This is a genomic window from Brevibacterium sp. R8603A2, assembly GCF_023072605.1.
Taxonomy (GTDB): Bacteria; Actinomycetota; Actinomycetes; order Actinomycetales; family Brevibacteriaceae; genus Brevibacterium; species Brevibacterium pityocampae.
In genome coordinates this window covers 1-21401 of sequence record NZ_JALLGN010000004.1, presented here as the reverse complement: position 1 = coordinate 21401, position 21401 = coordinate 1, and the positions used below count along the sequence as shown (strand labels likewise).

Sequence of the window (21401 nt, the reverse complement as noted above, 5' to 3'; positions counted from 1 at the left end):
TTTCAGCTCGGCGTCGATGGTGGTCGGCGCGGGGTCCTTTGACAGGCACAACTCTACAGACGCCCGCGGACACGTCACCGGCGGGGCGTGGAAACCCTGGATGCTGCCCCCGCCGGTACGGAGCATCGCCCGCCGCCCGACCCCGTGTCCGTCCCCGCCGATACCCTGGGCGCATGCGTATCCTCCACACCTCCGATTGGCACCTCGGGCGGTCGTTCTTCGGCGTCGACCAGCACGACGTCCACGCCCGGTTCCTCGACTTCCTCGTGGACACGGTCGAAGCCGAGCGCATCGACGTCGTCCTCGTCTCCGGCGACGTCTACGACCGGGCGATCCCGCCGCAGGAATCGCTCGAGCTCTTCGACACCGCGGTGGGCCGTCTGCTCGCCGCCGGTACCCGGGTCGTGGTCTCCAGCGGCAACCACGACTCCTTCATGCGGCTCGGGATGGGTCGAAGGCTCGTCGACACGGTAGGTCTCCACCTGCGGACCCGGCTGTCGGACATCACCTGGCCGGTCCCCCTCTCCCCCGCCGGCGGAGATCCGGAGGCCGTGGTGTACGCGATCCCCTACCTCGAGCCCGCGCTCGTCCATTCCCGGTTCGGCGTCGAGCGGACCCACACCGCCGTGCTCGGTGCTGCGATGGAGAGGATCCGGGAGCACGCGGGAGCCCACCATCCCGGGGTGCCGCTGCTCGTCATGGCCCACGCCTTCGTGTCCGGTGCCGTCGGCAGCGAATCGGAGCGCGACATCGGGATCGGCGGCGTGGGCGTGGTGCCCGCCGCGGTGTTCGCCGGCGCGGACTACGCTGCCCTCGGCCACCTCCACCGCCCGCAGTCGATCACCCCGACCGTGCGCTACTCCGGCTCCCCCGTGCCGCTGTCCTTCACCGAGGCGCTCACCCCCAAGCAGCTCGTCCTCCTCGACATCCGCGACGCCGGGATCGAGCTCAGCGCGGTGCCGGTCCCGGCGTTCTCCCGGATCGAGACCGTGCGCGGCACCTTCGCCGACGTCCTCGCCCGCGCGGCGGAGCACGAGGATGCGCTCGTCGCCGTCGAGCTCACCGACACCGAGCGCGTCGACGGGGCGCTCGGGCGGCTGCGCGCCGTGCTGCCCGGGCTCATCAGGCTCAGCTACGTCAACGCCGCCCAGCCCACCGCACTGGAAGTGCCGGACGCCGCGACGGCGGCCGCCCGCACCGACACCGAGGTGTTCTCCGCCTTCGTCGACGACGTCGCCGGACGCCCCGCGCGGCCCGGGGAGCGCACCCGGTTCGAGACCGCACTCGCCTCCTCGCGGAGGGAGGACGCATGAGACTGCACACGCTGACGCTCTCGGCCTTCGGACCGTTCGCGGAGACCGCGGAGGTCGACTTCGACGCCCTCGCCGGGGACGGCCTCTTCCTCATCCACGGGCCCACCGGCTCGGGGAAGACGACCGTCCTCGATGCCATCGTCTTCGCCCTCTACGGGACCGTGCCGGGGGCCCGCAACGACGCCGGACAGCTGCGCTCCCAGTTCGCCGCTCCGACCACCCCGACGACGGTCGTCCTCGACTTCAGTGCGCGCGGCCGGCGCTATCGGATCGAACGCAGCCCGGCCTACGAACGGCCCAAGCAGCGCGGCTCCGGCACGGTCACGCAGCGACCGGCGGTGTCCCTGCTCCAGTGGGACGGCACCGCGTGGGCCGGACTCGGCCGCACGATGAACGAGGTCCAGGCCCACGTCAATCGGGCACTGCGCCTCAACGCCGAGCAGTTCACCAAGATCGTCCTCCTCCCCCAGGGCGAGTTCGCCGCCTTCCTCCGCGCCGCACCGCAGGAGCGCGAACCCATCCTGCGGCGGCTCTTCGACACCGAGCACTTCACCGCCGTCGAACGGGTCCTCGCCGACTCCGCCCGGGCGGCGCGCACCCGGATGACCGAGGTGTCCGCCGGTCGCACAGCACTCGTCAACCGGGCGCTCGCCGTCCACGGCGAGGACCTCCCCCGCCCTGCGGTCGAGCACCCGGGCGTCGCCGATGTCGACGCCGTGCTCGGGCCGAGCACGGCGATCTGCGCCGAGCGCCGGGACCTCGCCGTGGCCGGCCGGGATCTCAGTAAGGCGGCCTGGGACCGGGCGGCGGAGGCGGCCGGTGCCGCCGCGGAGCGCCTCACCGCCCGCCGGGAGCTCACCCGGCTGCGGAAGCTCGAACAGGACTACGAGGGCGGGGCGGGCGACCGCGACCGGATCCGTGAGCAGCAGGCGCTCGCCCGGGCTGCCGGCGCGGTGCTGCCGCTGCACCGTGAGCTCCGCGCCGCCGAGCGCACGCGGGACACCCGCACAGAATCGGCGCGCGCTGAGCGCCGGCGCCTCGAGGCCGCGCTCGCGACCCTGCCGGAGGTCGACCCCGACACCTCTTGGGAGGAGCTCGCAGAGCTCGGGCGCGGGGTCGCGGAAGCGGCCCGGACGCTCGGCAGAGCACTCGAGCGCGGCGAATCCCTACGCGCTGCAGCTCGGGACTGCGAGGAGGCGATCACCACGCAGTCGGCACGGCTCCGGGAGCACGCCGAGCTCCAGCAGGCGGAGGCCCGTCGGCGCACCGAGACCGCGACCGCACTCGCCGCCGAACCCACCGTGCGCGCCGCACTCGAGAAGGAGCGCGCGAACCTCCGTCGGGCCGCGGAGCAGCTCGAGTCCGCCGAGCTCCGCGACCGCCTGGCCGACCGGCTGGCCGATGCGCGCACCGAGGTCGGATCCCGGCGCACCGATCGGGACCGCGCTCGCACGGATTACGAGGACATCCGTCGCCGCCGCATCACCGGGATCGCCGCGGAGCTCTCCGCCGCACTGGAAGCCGGGGCCGAATGCCCCGTCTGCGGATCGACCGAACACCCGCACCCGGCCGCAGCGGACTCGCATTCCGTCACCCGAGAGGACGAGGAGCGCGCCCATTCCACCTGGGAGTCGCGGCAGGCCGCACTGACCGCGGCTCAGGACCGGAGCACCCGGCTCGAGGAGCAGCACGCCGCTGCGCGGGCCACCGCCGGTGACGGCTCGGTCGACGATGCCTCCCGCGCCAGGGCCGCAGCCGCGCAGCAGGTCGAGGCGCTCGAAACGCAGACCGCCGATCTCGACCGGCTCCGCACGGAGGCCGATCGCCTCGCGACCCGCGCTGATGCGCTCGACGGCGAAGCACAGCGCCTGTCGACGGAGCTCACCCGCCTGCACGCGCGGTCCGAATCCCTCGCCGAGCAGATCGCTGAGCTCGACGAGTCCGAAGCCGCCTCCGCCCGCGAGGTCCTCCGACGCACCGGGCACGCGGTGCCGGAGTCATGGGCGGCCGCGGAGGAAGCCGCAGCGACCGGCACCGCACTCACCGCGGCCGCTCAGGCGGCCGGGCGAGCCAGTGCCGCCGCCGCGGACGCCGCGAGCGAGGTGGCCACGCGGCAGACGGAGTACGACACGGCGCTGCGGGCCTCGCCCTTCACCTCCGAATCGGAGCTCCTCAGCGCCCGCAACCTCGACCCGGATGTGCTCTCCTCCCAGGCGGCGCAGCACCAGGCTCTCCTCACCCGCATCACCGTGATGCGGGAGTCGGCGTGGTTCCCCCCTGCCTCGCGCGACACCGCACCGGAGGAGGAGCTGCTCTCCGCCTGCGCCCGCGCGGAGGACGCGGAGGTGCGGTTCCGGGAGCGGGCCCGCCGGGCCGTCGAATCCCTCGCAGTCGCCGAGGATCGCTGCCGCGATATCACCGGGCTCCGCACGACGTTCCTCGACGAGGCCGCGGTCGAGGAGGACGAGCTCGGCGAACTCCGGGCAGACGTGGCACTGGCCGGCCTCGTGCAGGCGACGAGCCCGGACAACCTGCGGCGGATCTCGCTGTCGTCCTACGCGCTCGTCGCTCTGTTCGCCGACGTCGCCGCGAACGCCTCGGAGCGGCTGCGGGTGATGAGCCGGGGTCGCTACTCCCTCGTCCACGACGACGTCATCCACCGGCGGGAGAAGCGTGCGGGACTCGGCCTGCAGGTCGTCGACGGCTTCACCCAGGAGCGGCGCGACCCGCGGACGCTGTCGGGCGGGGAGAGCTTCATGGCCGCCCTCGCGCTCGCCCTCGGGCTCGCCGACACCGTGAAGTCGACCGCCGGGGGGATCGAGCTCGATTCGCTGTTCATCGACGAGGGCTTCGGCACCCTCGACCCGGACACCCTCGCCGAGGTCATCGGGATCCTCGAGGAGCTGCGCGAGGGCGGTCGCACCGTCGGGGTGATCTCCCACGTCCAGGGGATGCAGCAGGCGATCCCGAACCAGATCGTGCTCGAGGCGTCCCCCACGGGTTCGCGCATCCGGGTCGAGATCCCCGGCTGAGCGAACCCGGTGCGCGCTCCTGCGTGCGTCGTCATGATCCGGGGTGGGATATCGGCTAACGTTGGACTGTGCTCGTCCTCAGTGTCTCCAGTCTCAAGGGCGGGGTCGGAAAGACCTCCGTCACCCTCGGCCTGGCCTCGGCCGCCTACAGCCGGGGCATCCCGACGTTGGTCGTCGACGTCGATCCGCAGGCCGACGCCTCCACGGGCCTCGACGTCCCGGTGACCACCGAGGTCGACATCGCCGACGTCCTCGCCGCACCGAAGTCGCGGATCCTCGACCGCGCGGTCGTGCCGAGCGGCTGGGTGGGCGACCGCCCCGGCCACATCGATGTCATCCCCGGCTCCCCGCGTGCCGCCGAGTTCGACCGGCCCTCGCTCACGGACCGGTACCTGCGCCGTCTCAAGGACGCGATCGCCAAGGTGTCGAGCGGCTACCGGCTCGTCCTCATCGACTGCCCGCCCTCCCTCAACGGACTCACCCGCGCCGCCTGGACGGCGAGCGACCGCGTCCTCATCGTCACCGAGCCGGGCCTGTTCTCCGTCGCCGCAGCCGACCGCGCGCTGCGCGCCACCGAGGAGCTCCGCCGCCGCAACGCGCAGAGCCTGCAGCCGCTCGGCATCGTCGTCAACCGGGTTCGACCGAACTCACGTGAGCACGCCTACCGCTTCAACGAGCTCAAGGAGATGTTCGGCCCGCTCGTCATCACTCCCCCGCTCCCGGAGCGCACCGTGCTCCAGCAGGCCCAGGGCTCGGCGCGGCCCATCCACTCGTGGCCGGGCCGTCCGGCAGCGGAACTCGCCTCCGCCTTCGACCGGATCCTCGACCGCGCGCTCCGCAGCGAGAAGATGCGCCGGCCCGGCGCCTCGCAGGGCGGGGCCGCGGACACTGCCGCTGGCGACTCCGCGCAGAACGGGCCGTCGCAGGAGAGCCCCGCGAAGGACGATGCCGCGCCGGGATCCGTCGACGCCGCAGGCGTCGCGGAGCAGACGGACGATGCGGCGGCCTCGAAGCCCTCAGCATCCACGACTCCCCCGGAACCCGGGACCGAGAAGGATGGCTCCTCGGCGGCCGACGGGAAGAAGGTCTCCACAGCGACCGAGAGGGACGACGACTCCCCCGCGACCGAACAGGACGCTGCCGGCGAACCCGGGACCGCATCCGCACCGGGGTCCGCATCCGCCACCGCCGCGTCGTCCCCGGCCGGAGTCGACGCGGCGTCTCCCCCGCGCTCCGCAGCCGGTGCTCCGCAGAGCTCGGCCCGGGGTAGCGGGAGCCGGGCGGCCGGCGAGCCGAAGAAGCCCGCCGATCCCCCATCGAGCGCCGCGCGTCCGACCTCCGGCGGCACCGGTGAGCGCCAGGCCGGCGAGCACGAGGAGAGCTTCGAGTCCCGCCGCGCCCGCCGCGCGCGGGAGAAGAAGCGGTTCTGACGCTGCACCGCCGGGCATGATGAAGGGCCGTGATGATGATCATCACGGCCCTTCATCGTCAGCGGGTCCTGCTGCTGGGGCTCTCCTGCCTCAGCTGGACTTGCGTGCGGCGCGCCGGGCGGCGAGCTCGTCGACGATCTCGACCTCGTCCTCAGGACGTTCGCTCGGGAGTTCGCACAGGGTGCCCTCGACCTCGCGCCAGACCCGGCCCACGGCGATGCCGAACACGCCCTGGCCGCCCTGCACGAGGTCGATGACCTGGTCGGCGGAGGTGCATTCGAAGACGCTCGAGCCGTCGCTCATGAGCGTGATCTGCGAGAGGTCGTCGACGCCCCGCTCACGCAGGTGGCCGACGGCCACCCGGATCTGGTTGAGGGACACACCGGTGTCGAGGAGGCGCTTGACGATCTTGAGCACGAGGATGTCGCGGAAGCTGTAGAGGCGCTGCGAGCCGGAGCCGGTCGCGGTGCGGATGCTCGGGACCACCAGATCCGTCCGTGCCCAGTAGTCGAGCTGACGGTAGGTGATGTCGACGACGCGGCAGACGGTGGGACCGCGGTAGCCGGCCTCCTCGTCGAGCACAGGCAGATCGTCGTCGAACAGCAGACCCTGCGCGGCCGGCGGCACTGCTGTGGAACGGGCCTGTTCCTGACTTGAGCGGTTCACACCGACTCCTCCTTCATGTCCCTGGGGGAAGCAGGGCCTGCGAGCACCGGATCGGTTGTCTCCAGTGATTCTACCGCACCGGGCGCTCGCGGACCCAGGGAAAGTTACACCCTTGAACTTATGCGCTGGTGCGGGCGCGGACAACGAAGCACGGGATAACGATTCGGCGTGTCGCCGTTACCGGAGTAATCGAACGCCGAGCGACCGGAATCTCTCCGCGGTGACGGCCGGTGCGCCCGCACCGGGGAGCGACCAGCATTGGCGGGTCGCCGTCACCGCGGAGCAGCCGTCGCAGGCGCCCCACCGGCGGCCTCGCCGCCGACGGATCCGCTCCCGGCGGCGTTCCCGGCGGCGTTCCCGGAGGTCTCCTCGGTCCGGTTCGTCGGCTTGGTCGAGGTCAGCAGCTTCGTCTTCACCGATGAGGCATAGGTGTCGACGTACTCCTGCCCGGACAGGCGCAGGATCTCGTACATGATCTCGTCGGTCACCGAGCGCAGCAGGAACCGGTCACCCTGCATGCCGGCGTACTCGCTGAAGTCGAGCGGCTTGCCGAACACGATCCCCACCCGACGCAGGCGCGGGATGGTCCGTCCCTCGGGCTGCACCTTGTCGGTGCCGATGAGCGCGACGGGCACCACGGGTACGCCGGCCTCCATGACGAGGCGCGCGATCCCGGTCCGCCCGCGGTACAGCCGCCCGTCGGGGCTGCGGGTGCCCTCGGGGTAGATCCCCAGGAGGTCCCCGCGGCGGAGCACCCTGAGCCCGGCGTCGAGCGAGGCCTCCGAGGCCGAGCCCCCGGACCGGTCGATCGGCAACTGGTTGGTGAGCTTGAAGAACCACCGGGTCACCGTGCCCTTGATCCCGCGGCCGACGAAGTAGTCGTTCTTCGCGAGGTAGACGACCGGCCGGGGAACCGCCAGCGGCACGAAGATCGAGTCGATGAAGGACAGGTGGTTGCCCGCGATGATCGCACCGCCGGTCTCCGGGATGTTCTCCAGCCCGCGCACCCACGGCCGGAACAGGGCACGCGCGACCGGCCCGACGACGATGGTCTTGAGCAGCCAGTAGAACACGGTGTCCCTTTCCACACGGGCGGTCGAACGGTCCGAGACTACTACACGGAGGCGTCCTCGGATCCGCTGCGATCGGCACCGCGCCCACCGCACCCACCGCACACTCGCCGCCTCTGGGCTGTGCGTCACCGACGCCCTTCCAGTGAGGAAGCACGGGCTCTCTGCGGCTGCGGCGCGGTGTGGCATTCTGGAACGCATGACGGCACCTCCCGGAAGCACGATCGCAGCCGAGCGCCCGGCCTCCGCGCTGACCTTTGACGCCCCGTCCGAGGTCGGCGTGCTGCTGCTCCACGGCATCACCGGCTCCCCCGCCGCCTGGCGGCCGATCGCCGAGCAGCTCATCGCCGACGGCACCGCGGTGCGTGTTCCGCTGCTGCCGGGACACGGCACCGTCTGGCAGGATCTCAACGCTGCCACCTGGGCCGACTGGCGCACTGCGGCGGCGCGCGAGCTCGCCGACCTCCGCGGGCGCCACTCCGCAGTCGTCGTGGCGGGCCTCTCGATGGGCGGGGCACTCGCCCTCGAACTCGCCGCAGCCGCTCCGGCAGGCGACCGGGAGGGCGCGCTCGGTGAGATCTTCGGCCTCGTCCTCGTCAATCCTGCCCTGCGGGTCGATTCCCCGCTGCGGACCGCGCTCCCCCTCCTTCAGCACCTCGTGCCGAGCGTCGCGGCGATCGGCAACGACATCGAGCTGCCCGACCAGGACGAGGTCGCCTACCCGCGCACCCCGCTGCGCGCCATCGCTTCGATGCAGCGCGGCCAGCGCTCACTGCTGCAGCGCCTGTGGCGGATCACCGTGCCCACGGTCATCTGCCAGTCGGGCACCGACAACGTCGTGGGACCGTGGTCGGCGCGACAGCTGCGCGCCCGGCTCGCCGGGCCGGTGCGCACGGTCTCCCTGCGCCGCAGTCGCCACGTCGCCACACTCGACTACGACGCGTCCCTCGTCCTCACCGAGATCCGCCGCATGCGCGACGCCGCCGCGGACTCCCCGAGGTCTCGGCCATGACCGGCTCCGGCGGCCTCCCGGGATCCTCCGGTGACCCGGATCGCGAACGCCTGCCCGACGCCGAGCGCATCCCGGATGCGGACTGGGAGTCCATGGTGTCCGGGATCGAGGCGCAGTCGGGCTTCGTCCCGGAGATGTCCATCGACGAGATCCGCGAGCGGCTCGAGGAGGACGAGGACTGGGTCCCACCGGCCCCGGAGCGGATCGGCTGGCGCAGTGCGCCCCCGCTCTTCGTGCTCTCCGTCGTCGGGCTCGTCGGCGGGGTCGGCGCTCTCCTCGTCATGGCGATCTTCTTCCGGCCCGTGCCGGGCATCGCGGTGCTCGTGCTCCTCGGCATCAGCATGGCCTCGGGCCTCATGCTCTTCCTCAACCTGCCGGCCGAGCACCGCAGCGATCCCGGCGGCGGGGCGCAGGTCTGATCAGCCGACCCGGCGGATCGCCGGAGCGAAGGGCACGTAGTCGGCCTCCCGGTCGTCCTCCCCCGGCGCCACGACCTGCGGCACGAGGCCGCAGTCGCCGAGCACCGCGAGCGCCTCGACCTCGAGACGATCGAGGCGATCCGGACTCTCGAGGATCCAGTCGGGGCGCACGGCGGGCAGTCGGTCCATCGGATCCGGACCGGAGTGGACGGCGGCGACCAGGCAGTCGGGGTCCGGGCACACGACCGCGCCCGTGCGCTCGTCCGTGCCGTGGCCGGGATCGGTGCATTCGATGATCATGAGGTCCTCCTCGATCGGTGCGCCGCGGCTGCGACGCACGGTGTCAGGTGCACGTTCCAGACCCTAGACGGAGGTGCGGACACGGCCCCGCCGGCGGCCGCCCTGCCCGCATCCCCGACCCCCGTGTCCGTCCCGCGTGGCAGGATGTCAGCCATGTCCATCCACCGCGCCCCGAGGGCTTTCGACCGGGACGAGCGGCCGCGCTCCGGGCAGCTCGACCTCAGCGATCTCGGCACCCCGCTGGAAGAGGTGACCTTCGTCGTCGTCGACCTCGAGACGACCGGCTCGACCGACATCACCGAGATCGGCGCGGTCAAGCTCCGCAGCGGCGAGGTGCTCGGCGAGTTCTCCACCCTGGTCCGGCCGCGCACGAGCACGATCTCCCCGTTCGTCGAACGACTGACCGGGATCACCAACGGCATGGTCGCCGGCGCCCCGGAACTCGATTCGGTGCTCCCCGCGTTCCTCGAGTTCGCGCGGGGATCCGTCCTCGTCGCCCACAACGCAGGCTTCGACATCGGCTACCTCAAGGCCGCCTGCAGCTCGCTCGACTACGCCTGGCCGGACCCGCCCGTGCTCGACACCGTCAAGCTCGCCCGCCAGGTCGTGCCCCGCGGAGAGGTCGTCAACCACAAGCTCGGCACACTCGCCGCGCATTTCGGCACCGCGGTGGCCCCGGACCACCGGGCACTGGCGGATGCGCGGGCGACCGGGGAGATCCTCCACCGGCTGTTCGACCGCTTCGGCACCTTCGGCATCACCACCCTCGAAGACCTCCAGCGCCTCAAGCCGGCCGGATGGCAGAAGCGCCGCACCAAGGCCCACCTCGCCACGGGGGTCCCGGAAGGACCCGGTGTGTACATGTTCCTCGACGGCTCCCGGCGGGTGCTCTACATCGGGGTGAGCCGGAACATGCGGGCCCGCGTGCGCAACTACTTCACGGCCGGGGAGACCCGCGGTCGCATGGCGGAGATGATCACCGCCGCCCAGGAGGTCAGCACGGTCCCCTGCGACACGCACCTCGAGGCGGAGGTCAGGGAGATCAGGCTCATCGGCGAGCTCGCCCCGCCCTACAACCGGCGGTCCAAACATCCGGAGCGCCAGACCTGGCTCCGGCTCACCGACGAGGAGTTCCCGCGCCTCTCTGTCGTGCGGACAGCACCGGCCTCGGCGGACGACGCCGCGCGCCGGCTCGGCCCGTTCCGGACCCACCGCCGCGCCCAGGAGGCCAAGCGCGCCCTGGACCGCCTCTTCCCGCTCAAGCAGTGCACGCAGAAGCCGCACCACGCCGCCTTCGCCCCGTGCGCCTCCGGGGAGCTCGGTCGCTGCGGCGGGCCGTGCGCCGGGAACTGGGACGCCGAGGCCTACCGGGCCGGCATCACCGGCGTCCACGATCTCCTCGTCGGCGACCCGGCGGAGTTCGTGCGGCGCTGCCGGGAGCGCATGGCCGCCCTCACCGCGGACGAGCGCTTCGAGACCGCCGCCGAGGTGCGCGACGCGATGACCGGGCTGCTCTCCTCGCTCGCCGCCCAGGAGCGGCAGGCCGGGCTCGCCGCGATCGAGGAGTGCGTCGCCGCCGTGCCGACGCCGGGGGGCGGCTGGGACCTCGCCCTCGTCCGCTGGGGCCGGCTCGCCGGGAGCGCCCGCGTGCCGGGGGGCGTCAATCCCTATCCGGCGATCGAGTCGCTGCGGCTCACCGCGGAGCACGTCGAGCAGCCGTCCGCGGATGCGCCGGCGGCGCTCGCCCAGGAGACCGCGCTGATCCACCGGCGGCTGGCCGACGGGAGCACGCGGCTGGTGCGCACCACCGGCGGCTGGAGCGAGCCGCTCACCGGCTTCGGGCGCGTCCTCGGGTCATTCGGTCCGCTCGGCGGCACCCCAGCGGTGTGACGCCTCGATCAGCTCATCGAGCTTGCGGCGGGCGGCCCCGGAATCGAGCGCCTCGGCGGCGATCCCGGACTTCGCGGCGAGCCGATCGGTCAGAGCTCCCTCGGCCTCCCGATCGGCGGCGACGAGCGCGGCCGCCGCATTGAGGATGACGACATCGCGCACCGGGGACCGCTCGCCCTCGAGCACCCGGGTCATCACCCCGGCGTTGAACTCCGGGTCGCCGCCGCGCAGATCGTCCTTGGAGACCCGCGGAAGGTCGAGGGCGGTCGCGTCGAAGGTCGAATGGACCACCGAGCCGTCGCGGACCTCCCAGACGTCGTTGACCGCGGTGGTGCTGAGCTCGTCGAGGCCGTCGCCGGACCGGAACACGAGCGCCGTGTCGCCGCGCCGGGCGAGCACCCCGGCGACGAGCGGCGCCATCGCGGGATCGGCGACACCGATCGCGGTGGCACGGGTGCGGGCCGGATTGGTGAGGGGACCCAGGATGTTGAAGGCCGAGGGCACCTTGATGGCCTTCCGCACCGGGGCGATGAACCGCATCGCCGGGTGGTAGACGTTCGCGAAGCAGAACGCCATCCCCACCTCGCGGGCGAGCCCGACGGTCTGCGCGGGCGTGAGGTCGAGGGCGAGTCCGAGCGCCTCGAGGACGTCGGCGGACCCCGAGGCCGAGGACGTGGCCCGGTTGCCGTGCTTGACGAGACGCTGCCCGGAGGCGGCGATGATGAACGAGGCGGTCGAGGAGATGTTCACCGTCTTCGCCCGGTCGCCGCCGGTGCCGACGATGTCGACGGCGTCGGAGAGCCCGTCGAGCGTCACCGCATGGGCCATCATCGCTTCGACGAGACCGCTGATCTCCTCGACCGTCTCCCCTTTCCCATGATGGGCCACCAGGAAAGCGGCCATGGTGACGTCGGGGACGTTGCCGGACATGATCTCGTCCATCGCCCACGCCGCGGTCCCGGCGTCGAGATCCTGCCGCGACATGAGGGCGACGAGCAGGTCGGGCCAGTTGCGCACATCCGAGACGACGGCAGACGCGTTCGCGGGTCGGGACTGTGCGCTCATTCGGGGGACCTCTCTCTGGGCTGCGGTGTGCGATGGGACTCCGGGTCTCACCCCGGGAAGGGGGCGGCTCCATCATGCTACGCCGCCTGTGCCGGCGCGTCCGCGGTCCGATCGGCGGGACCGACACGCGAGGGAGCGTGTTCCCGCACGTCACACGGATCCGCGAGTTCTCGGGCTTTCCGCTACACGCCGTAGAAAATGTCCCCGGCGAACCTGAGCAAAAGGTGAATTTATCCTTGGGACTGGGTAATAATGGGGGCGTGTCCACTGCCACTGCATCTCAAACAGCGCCGGTTCATCCAGTCGTCAACAGGCCGAACACGACAACCGTAGGGTTCATCGTGTGGCTGTCGAGCGAGCTGATGTTCTTCGCCGCGCTCTTCGCCATGTACTTCACGATCCGTTCGGTCGTCCCGGAAATGTGGGCCGAGGAAACGCAGAAGCTCGCGTTCTGGTTCGCGCTCGGCAACACCTCGATCCTGGTGCTGTCGTCGGTGACCTGCCAGCTCGGCGTGTTCAAGGCCGAGCACTTCCAGCCGCGCCGCACCGGCGGTCTGCTCAACGTCGGCCGCTGGGGCCTCGTCGAGTGGTACTACGCCTCCTTCTTCCTCGGCTCGATCTTCATCGGCGGCCAGGTCTACGAGTACGCCACCCTCGTCTCCGAGGGCGTTGCGATCAACTCGAACGCCTACGGCTCGGTCTTCTACCTCACCACCGGGTTCCACGGCCTCCACGTGCTCGGCGGCCTGATCGCGTTCCTGCTGGTCATCGGCCGCACCTACGCCGCCAAGCGGTTCGGTCACCGGGAAGCCGTGTTCGCGATCTGCGTGTCGTACTACTGGCACTTCGTCGACGTCGTGTGGGTCGGCCTCTTCGCCGTGATCTACATCCTCCAGTGATCGCGGTCTGAGACCCGCCCTGCCAGACTCCAGCAAGAAAAGGACAAATCTGTGAAGCTTCTAGCCGCACGACGCCGGCACCCGATGGCCCTCGTGGTCCTGCTGCTCGTCGGTCTGTTGATGACCGGCGGCGCCTACGCAGTGTTCACCACGAACAGCACCGCGTCCGCCGAGGAGTACACGGCTCAGGACGTGGAGGAGGGCGAGAAGCTCTTCGTCACCAACTGCGCGACCTGCCACGGGATGAACGCCGAGGGCACCGAGAACGGGCCCGGCCTCGTCGGAGTCGGCGCGGCAGCCGTGGACTTCCAGGTCGGTACCGGCCGCATGCCGCTGCAGATGAGCGGCCCGCAGGCACAGGTCAAGACTCCGCAGTTCAGCGAGGAGCAGATCTCGCAGATGTCGGCGTACGTCGCCTCGCTCGGCCCCGGACCGGCAGTTCCGGAGGACGAGTACCTCGACGCCTCGCAGGGCGACCCGGCCGCAGGCGGCGGACTCTTCCGCACCAACTGCGCGATGTGCCACAACGTCGTCGGCTCGGGCGGCGCCCTGACCCGCGGCAAGTATGCCCCGAACCTCTCCGAGGTCTCCGAGAAGCACCTCTACGAGGCCATGCAGACCGGTCCGCAGAACATGCCGATCTTCAACGATGCCAACCTCACCCCCGAGCAGAAGCGCGACGTCATCGCCTACGTCCGCGAGGTCTCGGAGCAGCCGTCCGCCGGTGGAGCCAAGCTCGGCTCGCTCGGCCCGGTCGCCGAGGGCCTGTTCATCTGGTTCTTCGGTCTCGCTGCAGTCATCGGCATCACCGTATGGCTCTCGGCGCGGTCCAAGTGACCACCACCGTTCTCATCCGTATCGAGTAAAAGACGAGGAAGCGAATGACCTCGAAACAGCACACTGCCGAGCACGGCAGCCAGCTCGAGCAGGTGAACGGGTTCACCAATCCTGGTACTCCCGAGCACAAGCCCCGAGTCACCGACAGCAGCCCCGCTGCTGAGCGCATGGCCGAACGGCAGATCGCGGGATGGTTCATCCTCTCGATGATCGGAACCCTGTGGTTCATCGTGTCGTACTTCCTCTTCCCGATCGAGGACGGCTCGATGGGGTCGATCCGACTGCAGAACGCGATGCTCGGGCTCGGCGCGACGCTCGCGCTGTTCTCCATCGGAGTCGGCATCGTCCTGTGGGCCAAGACCCTCATCACCGACGTCGAGGTCGTCGAGTCCCGTCACGACATCGCCGGGTCCGAGGAGGACCAGGCGATCGCGCTCGAGATCATCAACCAGGCCAAGGAGGAGTCGGGCATCGCCCGTCGCCCGCTGCTGCGCAACACCCTCATCGCAGCCGTCGCGATCGCTCCCCTGCCGGCGCTGCTCGTGTTCCGCGATCTCGGTCCGCTCCCGGGCGACTCGCTCTTCAAGACCCTCTGGGGTCCCGGCGTGCGCCTCGTCCAGGACCCGGGCATGGTGCCCCACGAGGACCGCTACATCCGTGCCGAGGACGTCACCATCGGCTCCGCGTTCCACGTGATCCCGGAGAAGATGTACGAGTCCGAGCACCCGCTCAACGAGAAGGCCAAGGCCGCCGTGCTCCTCATGCGGATCGATCCGCAGGAGCTCAACACGGATCCGGCGAAGGAGGACTGGGGTGTCGACGGCATCGTCGCCTACTCCAAGATCTGCACCCACGTCGGCTGCCCGGTCGCCCTCTACGAGCACCAGACCCACCACCTCCTGTGCCCGTGCCACCAGTCGACCTTCGACGTGACCAACCACTGCGCGGTCATCTTCGGCCCGGCCAAGCGTCCGCTTCCGCAGCTTCCCATCGCCGTCGATGACGAGGGCTACCTGGTCGCCCAGCGCGACTTCGTGGATCCCGTCGGCCCGACGTTCTGGGAGATCAACACCAGGGAGACCTCCGAGCAATGAGCACAGCACCCGCGACGACCGCTGTCGGAAAAGCGGCACAGTTCACCGAGAGCCGCGTAGGCGCCTCGAAGATGGTGAAGGAGTTCGGTCGCAAGATCTTCCCTTCCCACTGGTCCTTCATGCTCGGTGAGGTGGCCCTCTACACCTTCATCATCCTCATCCTCACGGGCACCTTCCTCACGTTCTGGTTCAAGCCGGCGATGGGCGAGCTCCACTACGAGGGTCCGTACATCCCGCTCAAGGGCGTCGAGATGTCCGAGGCCTACGCCTCGACGCTGGCGATCTCCTTCGAGATCCGCGGCGGCCTGTTCATCCGCCAGATGCACCACTGGGCGGCTCTGCTGTTCATGGCCGCGGTGAGCATCCACGCGCTGCGCATCTTCTTCACCGGTGCGTTCCGCCGCCCGCGCGAGATCAACTGGCTCATCGGCATCGCTCTCATCGCGCTCGGCATGGGTGCCGGCTTCACCGGCTACTCGCTGCCCGACGACCTGCTCTCCGGCAACGGCCTGCGGATCATCGACGGCCTGCTCAAGGGCATCCCGCTCGTCGGCACCTATGTGTCGTTCTTCCTGTTCGGCGGCGAGTTCCCCGGCATCGACATCGTGTCGCGCCTCTACTCGCTCCACATCATGATCGTCCCGGCGCTGCTCATCGCTGCCATCGGCGTCCACCTGATGTTCGTCGTCATCCACAAGCACACGCAGTGGCCGGGCGCCGGGCACACCGAGAAGAACGTCGTCGGCGAGCCGGTGCTCCCGACCTTCGCGGCCAAGGGCGGCGGGTTCTTCTTCATGATCTTCGGCCTGCTGGCGCTGATCTCCGGCTTCTTCACCATCAACCCGGTGTGGAACTACGGGCCGTACGATCCCTCCCCCGTCTCCGCCGGCACGCAGCCGGACTGGTACATCGGCTGGATGGACGGCTTCCTCCGCATCATCCCGGGCTGGACCGAGTTCTACATCTTCGGATGGCCGATCAGCTTCAACATCTTCTCCGCGCTGCTCATCGCCGCGCTGCTGTTCGGTGCGATGGCCGCCTGGCCGTTCGTCGAGGCGTGGGTCACCAAGGACCACCGCGAGCACCACATCCTCGACCGCCCGCGCAACAACCCCACGCGCACCGCCTTCGGCATGGCGGCGGTCGTCTGGTACGCCGTGATGTGGGCAGCTGCCTCCGGTGACCTCATGGCGGTGTTCTTCCACATGTCGCTCAACGACATGATCTACATCTTCCGCTTCCTGTTCTTCGCCGGCCCGATCATCGCGTACATCGTGACGAAGCGGATCTGCCTCGGACTGCAGCGGAAGGACCGCGAGATCATCCTGCACGGCTACGAGAGCGGCGAGATCATCCGCCTGCCCCACGGCGAGTACCAGGAGCGCCACAAGGTGCACACCGATCACGAGGTGTGGGCGCTGAGCTCCTTCGAGTCCCCCGAGTACGTCCCCGCCGAGCCGGACCCCGATGGGAAGATCTCGAAGTGGGAGCGTCGCCGAGCAGCGATCTCGAAGTTCTTCTACGAGGATCGCGTCGCCCCGGTGACCAAGGACGAGCTCGATGCCGCTCACCACGATCATGGTGACCACGGCGTCGACGCCGGATCGCACTCCGGTGGAGAGCTCCCGCGCGGACACTGAGCGGAGATCCGCTCGCACGAGGCCGAGGGCCGGACTGTTACCGACAGTCCGGCCCTCGGCCGTTCACCCGGTCCTGCGAACGGCTGCTCGCCGGACTGCTCGTCCGATCACATGCAGGCCCCCAGTCCCCTCCCCCGAGGCTCCGTCCGAGCGGACGAGGCGTCCGGCACGTCACGGCTGGCCTTCGCGCTCGACCGTCAATCGCAGCCCATCACTCGCCGGCTCCGGCTCACTGAGTTCAGCGCTGGTTCGCCCTCGTCTCACACCCCAGAGAGATCGCAACGGAAACTGCTGCCGCAGTCGCAGACTGCGCAGTCCACGAGTCCACGACCGCCACAGCAGTCTGCGTTGTTGCGGACACGTATCGAAGTCGGCCGCGGTGCTGGGTTTCTGAGCGAGAGCAGGGGGGTTCGGCGCCGCCTCGGACAGCGCCGCCGCGACTGCAGCGATCCGGGCCTCATGAGGTTCGCCGCTGCGGATAGTCGGTGGTCGTGGCGTAGCCCCCACGCCAGATCGAGCATCCGTTGGAGTCCGATGCAGTGCGGTCTCGGAGGAACGAACCGATCGTCGGGGAGTTGCTGGACACCATCGCTTCCTGGAGCGCAGTGTGAATATTCGCGTTTCTGAGGTCCAGCGGTAGTGCCGATCGGAGCCGGTTGCCGTTCTGCCGGTTATTGCGGTTCAGAGCCGGCGCTGATGCCGGTCAGAGCCACCCGGTTAGGCTCCTTCCACCATGTGAGGGCACGTGGTGGAAGGAGCAATTTCAATGGTAAGGAAAATCAAGGCGAAGACGATACTGAGTCTTCGCGCCGACGGATTGTCCGGCAGAGCGATCGCGGCCTCCCAGGGAATCTCGCGCAACAGCGTGGCAGCCGTGCTGGAAGCCGCTGACCGACTCGGCCTCAACTGGGACGAGGTGCGGGACCGATCCGAGGCTGAGGTGTACGCGCTGGTGTTTCCCGGCCGTGGGGAGCATCAGAGCGTGTTCGCCCAACCGGATTGGGATCAGGTGCACCGGCAGCTTGCCCGGGTCGGGGTGACGCTGAAGCTGCTCCATGGCGAGTACGCCGACGAATGCAGCGCCGCCCGGCAGCCGGCGATGAGCTACGACCGGTTCTGCAAGACTTATCAGCGCCACGTGCTGATCATCGGGGCAGCGTCGAGGGTCGGGCACAAGGCCGGTGTGAGCGTTGAGGTCGACTGGTCGGGCCCGACAATGCAGCTGCACGACCCAGCGACAGGCAAGAGCACGAGGGTGTACCTGTTCGTGGCATGTCTGCCGTTCAGCCGGTACGCGTTCGTCGAGCCGTGCCTGGACATGAAGCAGGAGACGTGGTTGCGGGCGCATGTGGCGATGTTCGAGTTCTTCGGCGGTTCGGTGCCGCGGATCGTGCCGGACAACCTCAAGACCGGAGTCATCTCCCATCCGAAGGAGGGCGAGATCGTCCTCAATGGCGCCTACCGGCAGCTGGCCGCCCATTACAGCGCGGCGGTGCTGCCGGGCCGGGTGAAGCATCCGAAGGACAAGGCCAGCGTGGAGAACACCGTCGGGCATGTCGCCACCTGGGTAATCGCCGGGCTGCGGGACCAGCGGTTTACGACCCTGGAAGCCCTGCGAGCAGCGATCGGTGAACGGGTCGATGCGTACAACCGGGAGCCGTTCCAGAAGCGGGCCGGCTCCCGCACGGGCGTGTTCATCAGCGAGGAACAGCCGTTGCTGCGGCCGCTGCCGGCGGTGGCCTACGAGATCAGCACGTGGGCTTACGGGCGCAAGGTGGCGAAGAACAGCTACGTCGCGTGGAAGCGGAACTTCTACTCCGTGCCGTTCGCCCATATCGGGGCCGCAGTGGATCTGCGGATCACCGACACGATGCTCGAGGTCTACCGCAGTGACGAACGGCTGACCAGTCACCGGCTCATCGCCGCCGGTGAGGTCAACCAGTATCGGACGAACGAGGCCGACCTGCCCGAAGGGCGTAAGTGGCGCGAATGGGACCGCCCCCGGGTTAGCGCGTGGGCCGAACGGATCGGCCCTTCGACGGTGACCGTGGTCGAGCGGATCTTCGAATCCGTCACGATCGACGAACAAGGCCTGAACGCAGCGCTGGCGGTGGTGCGGCTATCGCGGCGCTACTCGCCGGCACGGGTTGAGGCCGCCTGCCGGCTGGCCCTGCGCAGCCAGGTCCGATCACCCAGATACGCGCATTTGCGGCCGATCCTGGACACCGGCCAAGACAAGACCGAACTGCCAGACGACGTCCAAGCACCGAGCGAACCGGCAGGCTACGTCCGCGGGGCCGCCTACTACGCGGGAGGCACCAGATGAGCCGGGTCGACATCGAAACCAAACGCAAACTGCGGGAGATGAATGCCGGTGACCTACTGACCGCGATCGAGGGACAAGATGAGACGCTGAGCATAGGCCTGGCGTTCGAGGAACGGCTGCGGCTGGTCGTCGACGAGGCGTATTCGTCGTTCACCCACTCCAAGGTCACTGGGCTGATCCGCCGGGCCGGACTGCGCTACCCCAACGCCGACCTCAGACAGGTCGACCTGATCGAGGAACGCGGACTCGACCGGAGCGTGCTCACACAGCTGGCCACCTGCTCGTTCGTCGATCGGCAGCAGAACGTCGTGTTCCAAGGCTTCACCGGCTCCGGCAAGTCCTACCTGGGATGCGCGCTGGCCAAGCAGGCCTGCCAGCACCGGATCCGGGCCCACTACATCCGGATGCCCGACCTGGAAGAGGCCTGGACGCTGGCCCAGGACAAACCCTCCGGGGCGACGAAGTTCCTGAAGAAGTACGCCGCATTCACCGTACTCGTCATCGACGAGTGGCTGCTGGACACCCCATCAGAGGGAATCCGCAGCATGCTGCTCGAGCTCATGGAACGCCGCTACGACCACGCATCCACCGTGTTCTGCACCCAGTACCCGCAGAAGGACTGGCACCAGCGACTCGGCTCAGGCGTCCACGCCGATGCCATCATGGACCGGATCATCCACAACACCATCTGGATCGAAACCGGCACCTACAACATGCGCGAACACACCACCGCGCACAAGTAGACCACCCAAGAGCGCCAGTGGCTCCCGCCAACGCCGGTCACTGGCGCTCAACGGCAATAACAGCGGAACCCAACGGCGATATCCACATGCTCCCAAGACATCAAATACTCACAGTGAAGCTGTACTCCTCGGGAACGGGGCACCGGCGGTCGCAGGATCGCCGATTTCAGCTGGTCGTGCTGATACCTTCGCCGCACCCTTCACCGCTGCGCACGTGTACCGCCTGGGCCTTCTTCCTGGCCGCAGCAGTGTTCGCCTGAACCCGTCGAACTCTCCTGCACGCCCGATCACCGCAGTTCGTCGCCCGTGCGCCCAGAGGATCGAGTATCCTACCGCGGATCACGCACTCGCTCGGTTCCAATTCCCCCGGAACAAGCAATCACGGGAGGCGCCCCCGGGTCGCCTGAAGGCACACGCAGAGAAGCGGGGCCGGGACATGAGTCCCGGCCCCGCCTCAGCGTGCCTGCGCTATGCGCCTGCGCTCAGTGCGCGTGGTTGCCGCGATCGTATTCGTAGACGAGTCCGACGAGTCCGACCAGGGCGATGAGTCCTCCGAACGGAACGATCCACCATCCGACGGCCACGCCGACGAAGCAGATCCCGGCACCGGTGGCGACGGTGATCGGCCACCAGCTCCACGGGCTGTAGAAGCCGTACTCATAGGCTTCATCGGAGATCTCGCCGTCGAGGTCGTCGGCGGCGATCCGTCCGATGCTCCTGTCGTGGAGGAAGAGGTACCCGCCGATCATCAGGGACATGAGCCCGACGAGGAGGATCGCCGGGAATCCGACGAGCTCCTGGAAGTCGGTGAGGAACCCGTAGATGAAGGCGATCGGGAGGAAGAACAGGATGCCCGAGCTGAAGATGATGGCTGATGTCTTCACTTCTTCGTCCTCTCCACCACTGCGTACGCGTCACGATCGTAGCCGGCCAGCTCGAGCAGCTCCGGGTGGTTCGCGTCGAACGCAGGGCGCTCGGAGCGGATCCGGGGCAGCGAGGTGAAGTTGTGGCGCGGCGGCGGGCACGAGGTCGCCCACTCGAGGGAGGAGCCGTAGCCCCACGGGTCGTTCACCGTGACCTTCGGTGCCCTGCGGGCGGTGACCCAGACGTTCCAGAAGAACGGGATCATCGACAGACCCAGGATCAGCGAACCTACGGTGGAGATCTGGTTCATCCACGTCCAGCCGTCCTGCGGCAGGAAATCCGCGTACCGACGCGGCATGCCATCGGCACCCATCCAGTGCTGGATGAGGAACGTCATGTGGAAGCCGATGAACAGCAGCCAGAAGTGGATCTTGCCGAGCGACTCGTTGAGCATCCGCCCCGTCCACTTCGGCCACCAGAAGTAGAACCCGGCGAACATCGCGAACACGACCGTGCCGAAGATGACGTAGTGGAAGTGGGCGACGACGAAGTACGAATCGGACACCTGCTGATCGAGGACCGGGCTGGCGAGGATGACCCCGGTCAGCCCGCCGAACACGAACGTCACGAGGAACCCGAGGGACCAGAGCATCGGAGTCTCGAAGGTCAGGGAACCGCGCCACATCGTGCCGATCCAGTTGTAGATCTTCACACCCGTCGGCACCGCGATGAGCATCGTCATGAACGCGAAGAACGGGAGGAGGACCGCACCGGTGACGTACATGTGGTGGGCCCACACGG

At 69.3% G+C, this 21401-nt stretch carries 17 protein-coding genes and 1 pseudogene; 12 read left to right on the top strand and 6 right to left on the bottom strand.

The genetic code is table 11. From position 1 onward, the window contains the following. Positions 1 to 173 precede the first annotated feature (173 nt). The 3 genes and pseudogenes from MTQ12_RS04825 to MTQ12_RS04815 form a co-directional block, all read left to right on the top strand. Positions 174 to 1313, top strand: coding sequence for an exonuclease SbcCD subunit D (locus tag MTQ12_RS04825; protein WP_247424535.1), 1140 nt, complete (start codon positions 174 to 176; stop codon positions 1311 to 1313). Further along, positions 1310 to 4345 carry an AAA family ATPase gene (locus MTQ12_RS04820; protein ID WP_247424531.1) on the top strand — a complete coding sequence of 1012 codons (3036 nt, stop codon included), beginning with the start codon at positions 1310 to 1312 and terminating at the stop codon, positions 4343 to 4345. The genes MTQ12_RS04825 and MTQ12_RS04820 overlap by 4 nt, the downstream gene beginning before the upstream one ends. A 68-nt stretch (positions 4346 to 4413) precedes the next feature. Next, positions 4414 to 5196 (top strand): annotated as a pseudogene (locus tag MTQ12_RS04815) (ParA family protein); the annotation flags it as partial. A 669-nt stretch (positions 5197 to 5865) separates the two neighbouring features. Here MTQ12_RS04815 and MTQ12_RS04810 read toward each other — a convergent pair. Together MTQ12_RS04810 and MTQ12_RS04805 are read right to left on the bottom strand one after the other, a co-directional pair. Beyond that, a complete protein-coding gene (locus MTQ12_RS04810) occupies positions 5866 to 6441 on the bottom strand; it encodes a MerR family transcriptional regulator (RefSeq protein WP_137319656.1) in 576 nt (191 codons plus the stop codon). Between the two features lie 272 nt (positions 6442 to 6713). After that, the gene (locus MTQ12_RS04805) at positions 6714 to 7514 is read right to left on the bottom strand and encodes a lysophospholipid acyltransferase family protein (RefSeq protein WP_137320475.1); all 801 of its coding nucleotides are present in this window, start codon (positions 7512 to 7514) and stop codon (positions 6714 to 6716) included. Positions 7515 to 7710: 196 nt separating this feature from the next. Between MTQ12_RS04805 and MTQ12_RS04800 the strand changes: the two genes are divergently transcribed. Next, positions 7711 to 8523 carry an alpha/beta fold hydrolase gene (locus MTQ12_RS04800; protein ID WP_137319655.1) on the top strand — a complete coding sequence of 271 codons (813 nt, stop codon included), beginning with the start codon at positions 7711 to 7713 and terminating at the stop codon, positions 8521 to 8523. Continuing rightward, entirely contained in the window at positions 8520 to 8942 is a 423-nt protein-coding gene (locus MTQ12_RS04795) for a hypothetical protein (RefSeq protein WP_247424527.1), read from the top strand. Before MTQ12_RS04800 ends, MTQ12_RS04795 begins: the two co-directional genes overlap by 4 nt. On the opposite strand, the gene MTQ12_RS04790 is transcribed toward MTQ12_RS04795, so the two are convergent. Then, complete coding sequence (locus MTQ12_RS04790) at positions 8943 to 9242, bottom strand: hypothetical protein (RefSeq protein WP_247424524.1); 300 nt, start codon at positions 9240 to 9242, stop codon at positions 8943 to 8945. Between the two features lie 153 nt (positions 9243 to 9395). Here MTQ12_RS04790 and MTQ12_RS04785 point away from each other — a divergent pair, with 153 nt between their 5' ends. Next, positions 9396 to 11132, top strand: a complete 1737-nt coding sequence (locus tag MTQ12_RS04785; RefSeq protein ID WP_247424521.1) for a DEDD exonuclease domain-containing protein — start codon at positions 9396 to 9398, stop codon at positions 11130 to 11132. On the opposite strand, the gene trpD is transcribed toward MTQ12_RS04785, so the two are convergent. After that, positions 11097 to 12197, bottom strand: a complete 1101-nt coding sequence (gene trpD, locus MTQ12_RS04780; RefSeq protein ID WP_247424519.1) for an anthranilate phosphoribosyltransferase — start codon at positions 12195 to 12197, stop codon at positions 11097 to 11099. The two genes, MTQ12_RS04785 and trpD, sit on opposite strands and share 36 nt — an antisense overlap. A gap of 362 nt (positions 12198 to 12559) precedes the next feature. On the opposite strand from trpD, the gene MTQ12_RS04775 reads away from it, so the two are divergent. The 6 genes from MTQ12_RS04775 (at position 12560) to MTQ12_RS04750 (ending at position 19736) form a co-directional block, all read left to right on the top strand. Beyond that, positions 12560 to 13096 (top strand): heme-copper oxidase subunit III, encoded by a 537-nt coding sequence (locus tag MTQ12_RS04775; protein WP_247424982.1) that lies wholly within the window; start codon positions 12560 to 12562, stop codon positions 13094 to 13096. Between the two features lie 51 nt (positions 13097 to 13147). Continuing rightward, a complete protein-coding gene (locus MTQ12_RS04770; protein WP_137319649.1) occupies positions 13148 to 13933 on the top strand; it encodes a cytochrome c in 786 nt (261 codons plus the stop codon). 44 nt (positions 13934 to 13977) lie between these two features. Further along, positions 13978 to 15027 carry a Rieske 2Fe-2S domain-containing protein gene (locus tag MTQ12_RS04765; RefSeq protein WP_247424517.1) on the top strand — a complete coding sequence of 350 codons (1050 nt, stop codon included), beginning with the start codon at positions 13978 to 13980 and terminating at the stop codon, positions 15025 to 15027. Continuing rightward, positions 15024 to 16667: a ubiquinol-cytochrome c reductase cytochrome b subunit gene (locus tag MTQ12_RS04760; protein ID WP_137319647.1), complete on the top strand. Its 1644-nt coding sequence runs from the start codon at positions 15024 to 15026 to the stop codon at positions 16665 to 16667. Before MTQ12_RS04765 ends, MTQ12_RS04760 begins: the two co-directional genes overlap by 4 nt. A gap of 766 nt (positions 16668 to 17433) precedes the next feature. Next, positions 17434 to 18993, top strand: coding sequence for an IS21 family transposase (istA, locus tag MTQ12_RS04755; protein ID WP_247424515.1), 1560 nt, complete (start codon positions 17434 to 17436; stop codon positions 18991 to 18993). Further along, the gene (locus MTQ12_RS04750; protein ID WP_247424512.1) at positions 18990 to 19736 is read left to right on the top strand and encodes an ATP-binding protein; all 747 of its coding nucleotides are present in this window, start codon (positions 18990 to 18992) and stop codon (positions 19734 to 19736) included. The genes istA and MTQ12_RS04750 overlap by 4 nt, the downstream gene beginning before the upstream one ends. 482 nt (positions 19737 to 20218) lie before the next feature. On the opposite strand, the gene MTQ12_RS04745 is transcribed toward MTQ12_RS04750, so the two are convergent. Further along, positions 20219 to 20620, bottom strand: a complete 402-nt coding sequence (locus MTQ12_RS04745; protein WP_137319646.1) for a cytochrome c oxidase subunit 4 — start codon at positions 20618 to 20620, stop codon at positions 20219 to 20221. Then, the coding region (locus MTQ12_RS04740) for a cbb3-type cytochrome c oxidase subunit I (protein WP_247424511.1) at positions 20617 to 21401 on the bottom strand (785 nt) is incomplete at its 5' end. The genes MTQ12_RS04745 and MTQ12_RS04740, both read right to left, overlap by 4 nt.

Coding starts and splice junctions, on each gene's coding strand:
- MTQ12_RS04760 (WP_137319647.1), top strand. CDS start 15,024: ATGAGCACAGCACCCGCGACGACCGCTGTCGGAAAAGCGGCACAGTTC.
- MTQ12_RS04750 (WP_247424512.1), top strand. CDS start 18,990: ATGAGCCGGGTCGACATCGAAACCAAACGCAAACTGCGGGAGATGAAT.
- MTQ12_RS04820 (WP_247424531.1), top strand. CDS start 1,310: ATGAGACTGCACACGCTGACGCTCTCGGCCTTCGGACCGTTCGCGGAG.
- MTQ12_RS04790 (WP_247424524.1), bottom strand. CDS start 9,242: ATGATCATCGAATGCACCGATCCCGGCCACGGCACGGACGAGCGCACG.
- MTQ12_RS04795 (WP_247424527.1), top strand. CDS start 8,520: ATGACCGGCTCCGGCGGCCTCCCGGGATCCTCCGGTGACCCGGATCGC.
- MTQ12_RS04800 (WP_137319655.1), top strand. CDS start 7,711: ATGACGGCACCTCCCGGAAGCACGATCGCAGCCGAGCGCCCGGCCTCC.
- MTQ12_RS04825 (WP_247424535.1), top strand. CDS start 174: ATGCGTATCCTCCACACCTCCGATTGGCACCTCGGGCGGTCGTTCTTC.
- trpD (WP_247424519.1), bottom strand. CDS start 12,197: ATGAGCGCACAGTCCCGACCCGCGAACGCGTCTGCCGTCGTCTCGGAT.
- MTQ12_RS04765 (WP_247424517.1), top strand. CDS start 13,978: ATGACCTCGAAACAGCACACTGCCGAGCACGGCAGCCAGCTCGAGCAG.
- MTQ12_RS04785 (WP_247424521.1), top strand. CDS start 9,396: ATGTCCATCCACCGCGCCCCGAGGGCTTTCGACCGGGACGAGCGGCCG.
- MTQ12_RS04775 (WP_247424982.1), top strand. CDS start 12,560: ATGTTCTTCGCCGCGCTCTTCGCCATGTACTTCACGATCCGTTCGGTC.
- istA (WP_247424515.1), top strand. CDS start 17,434: ATGGTAAGGAAAATCAAGGCGAAGACGATACTGAGTCTTCGCGCCGAC.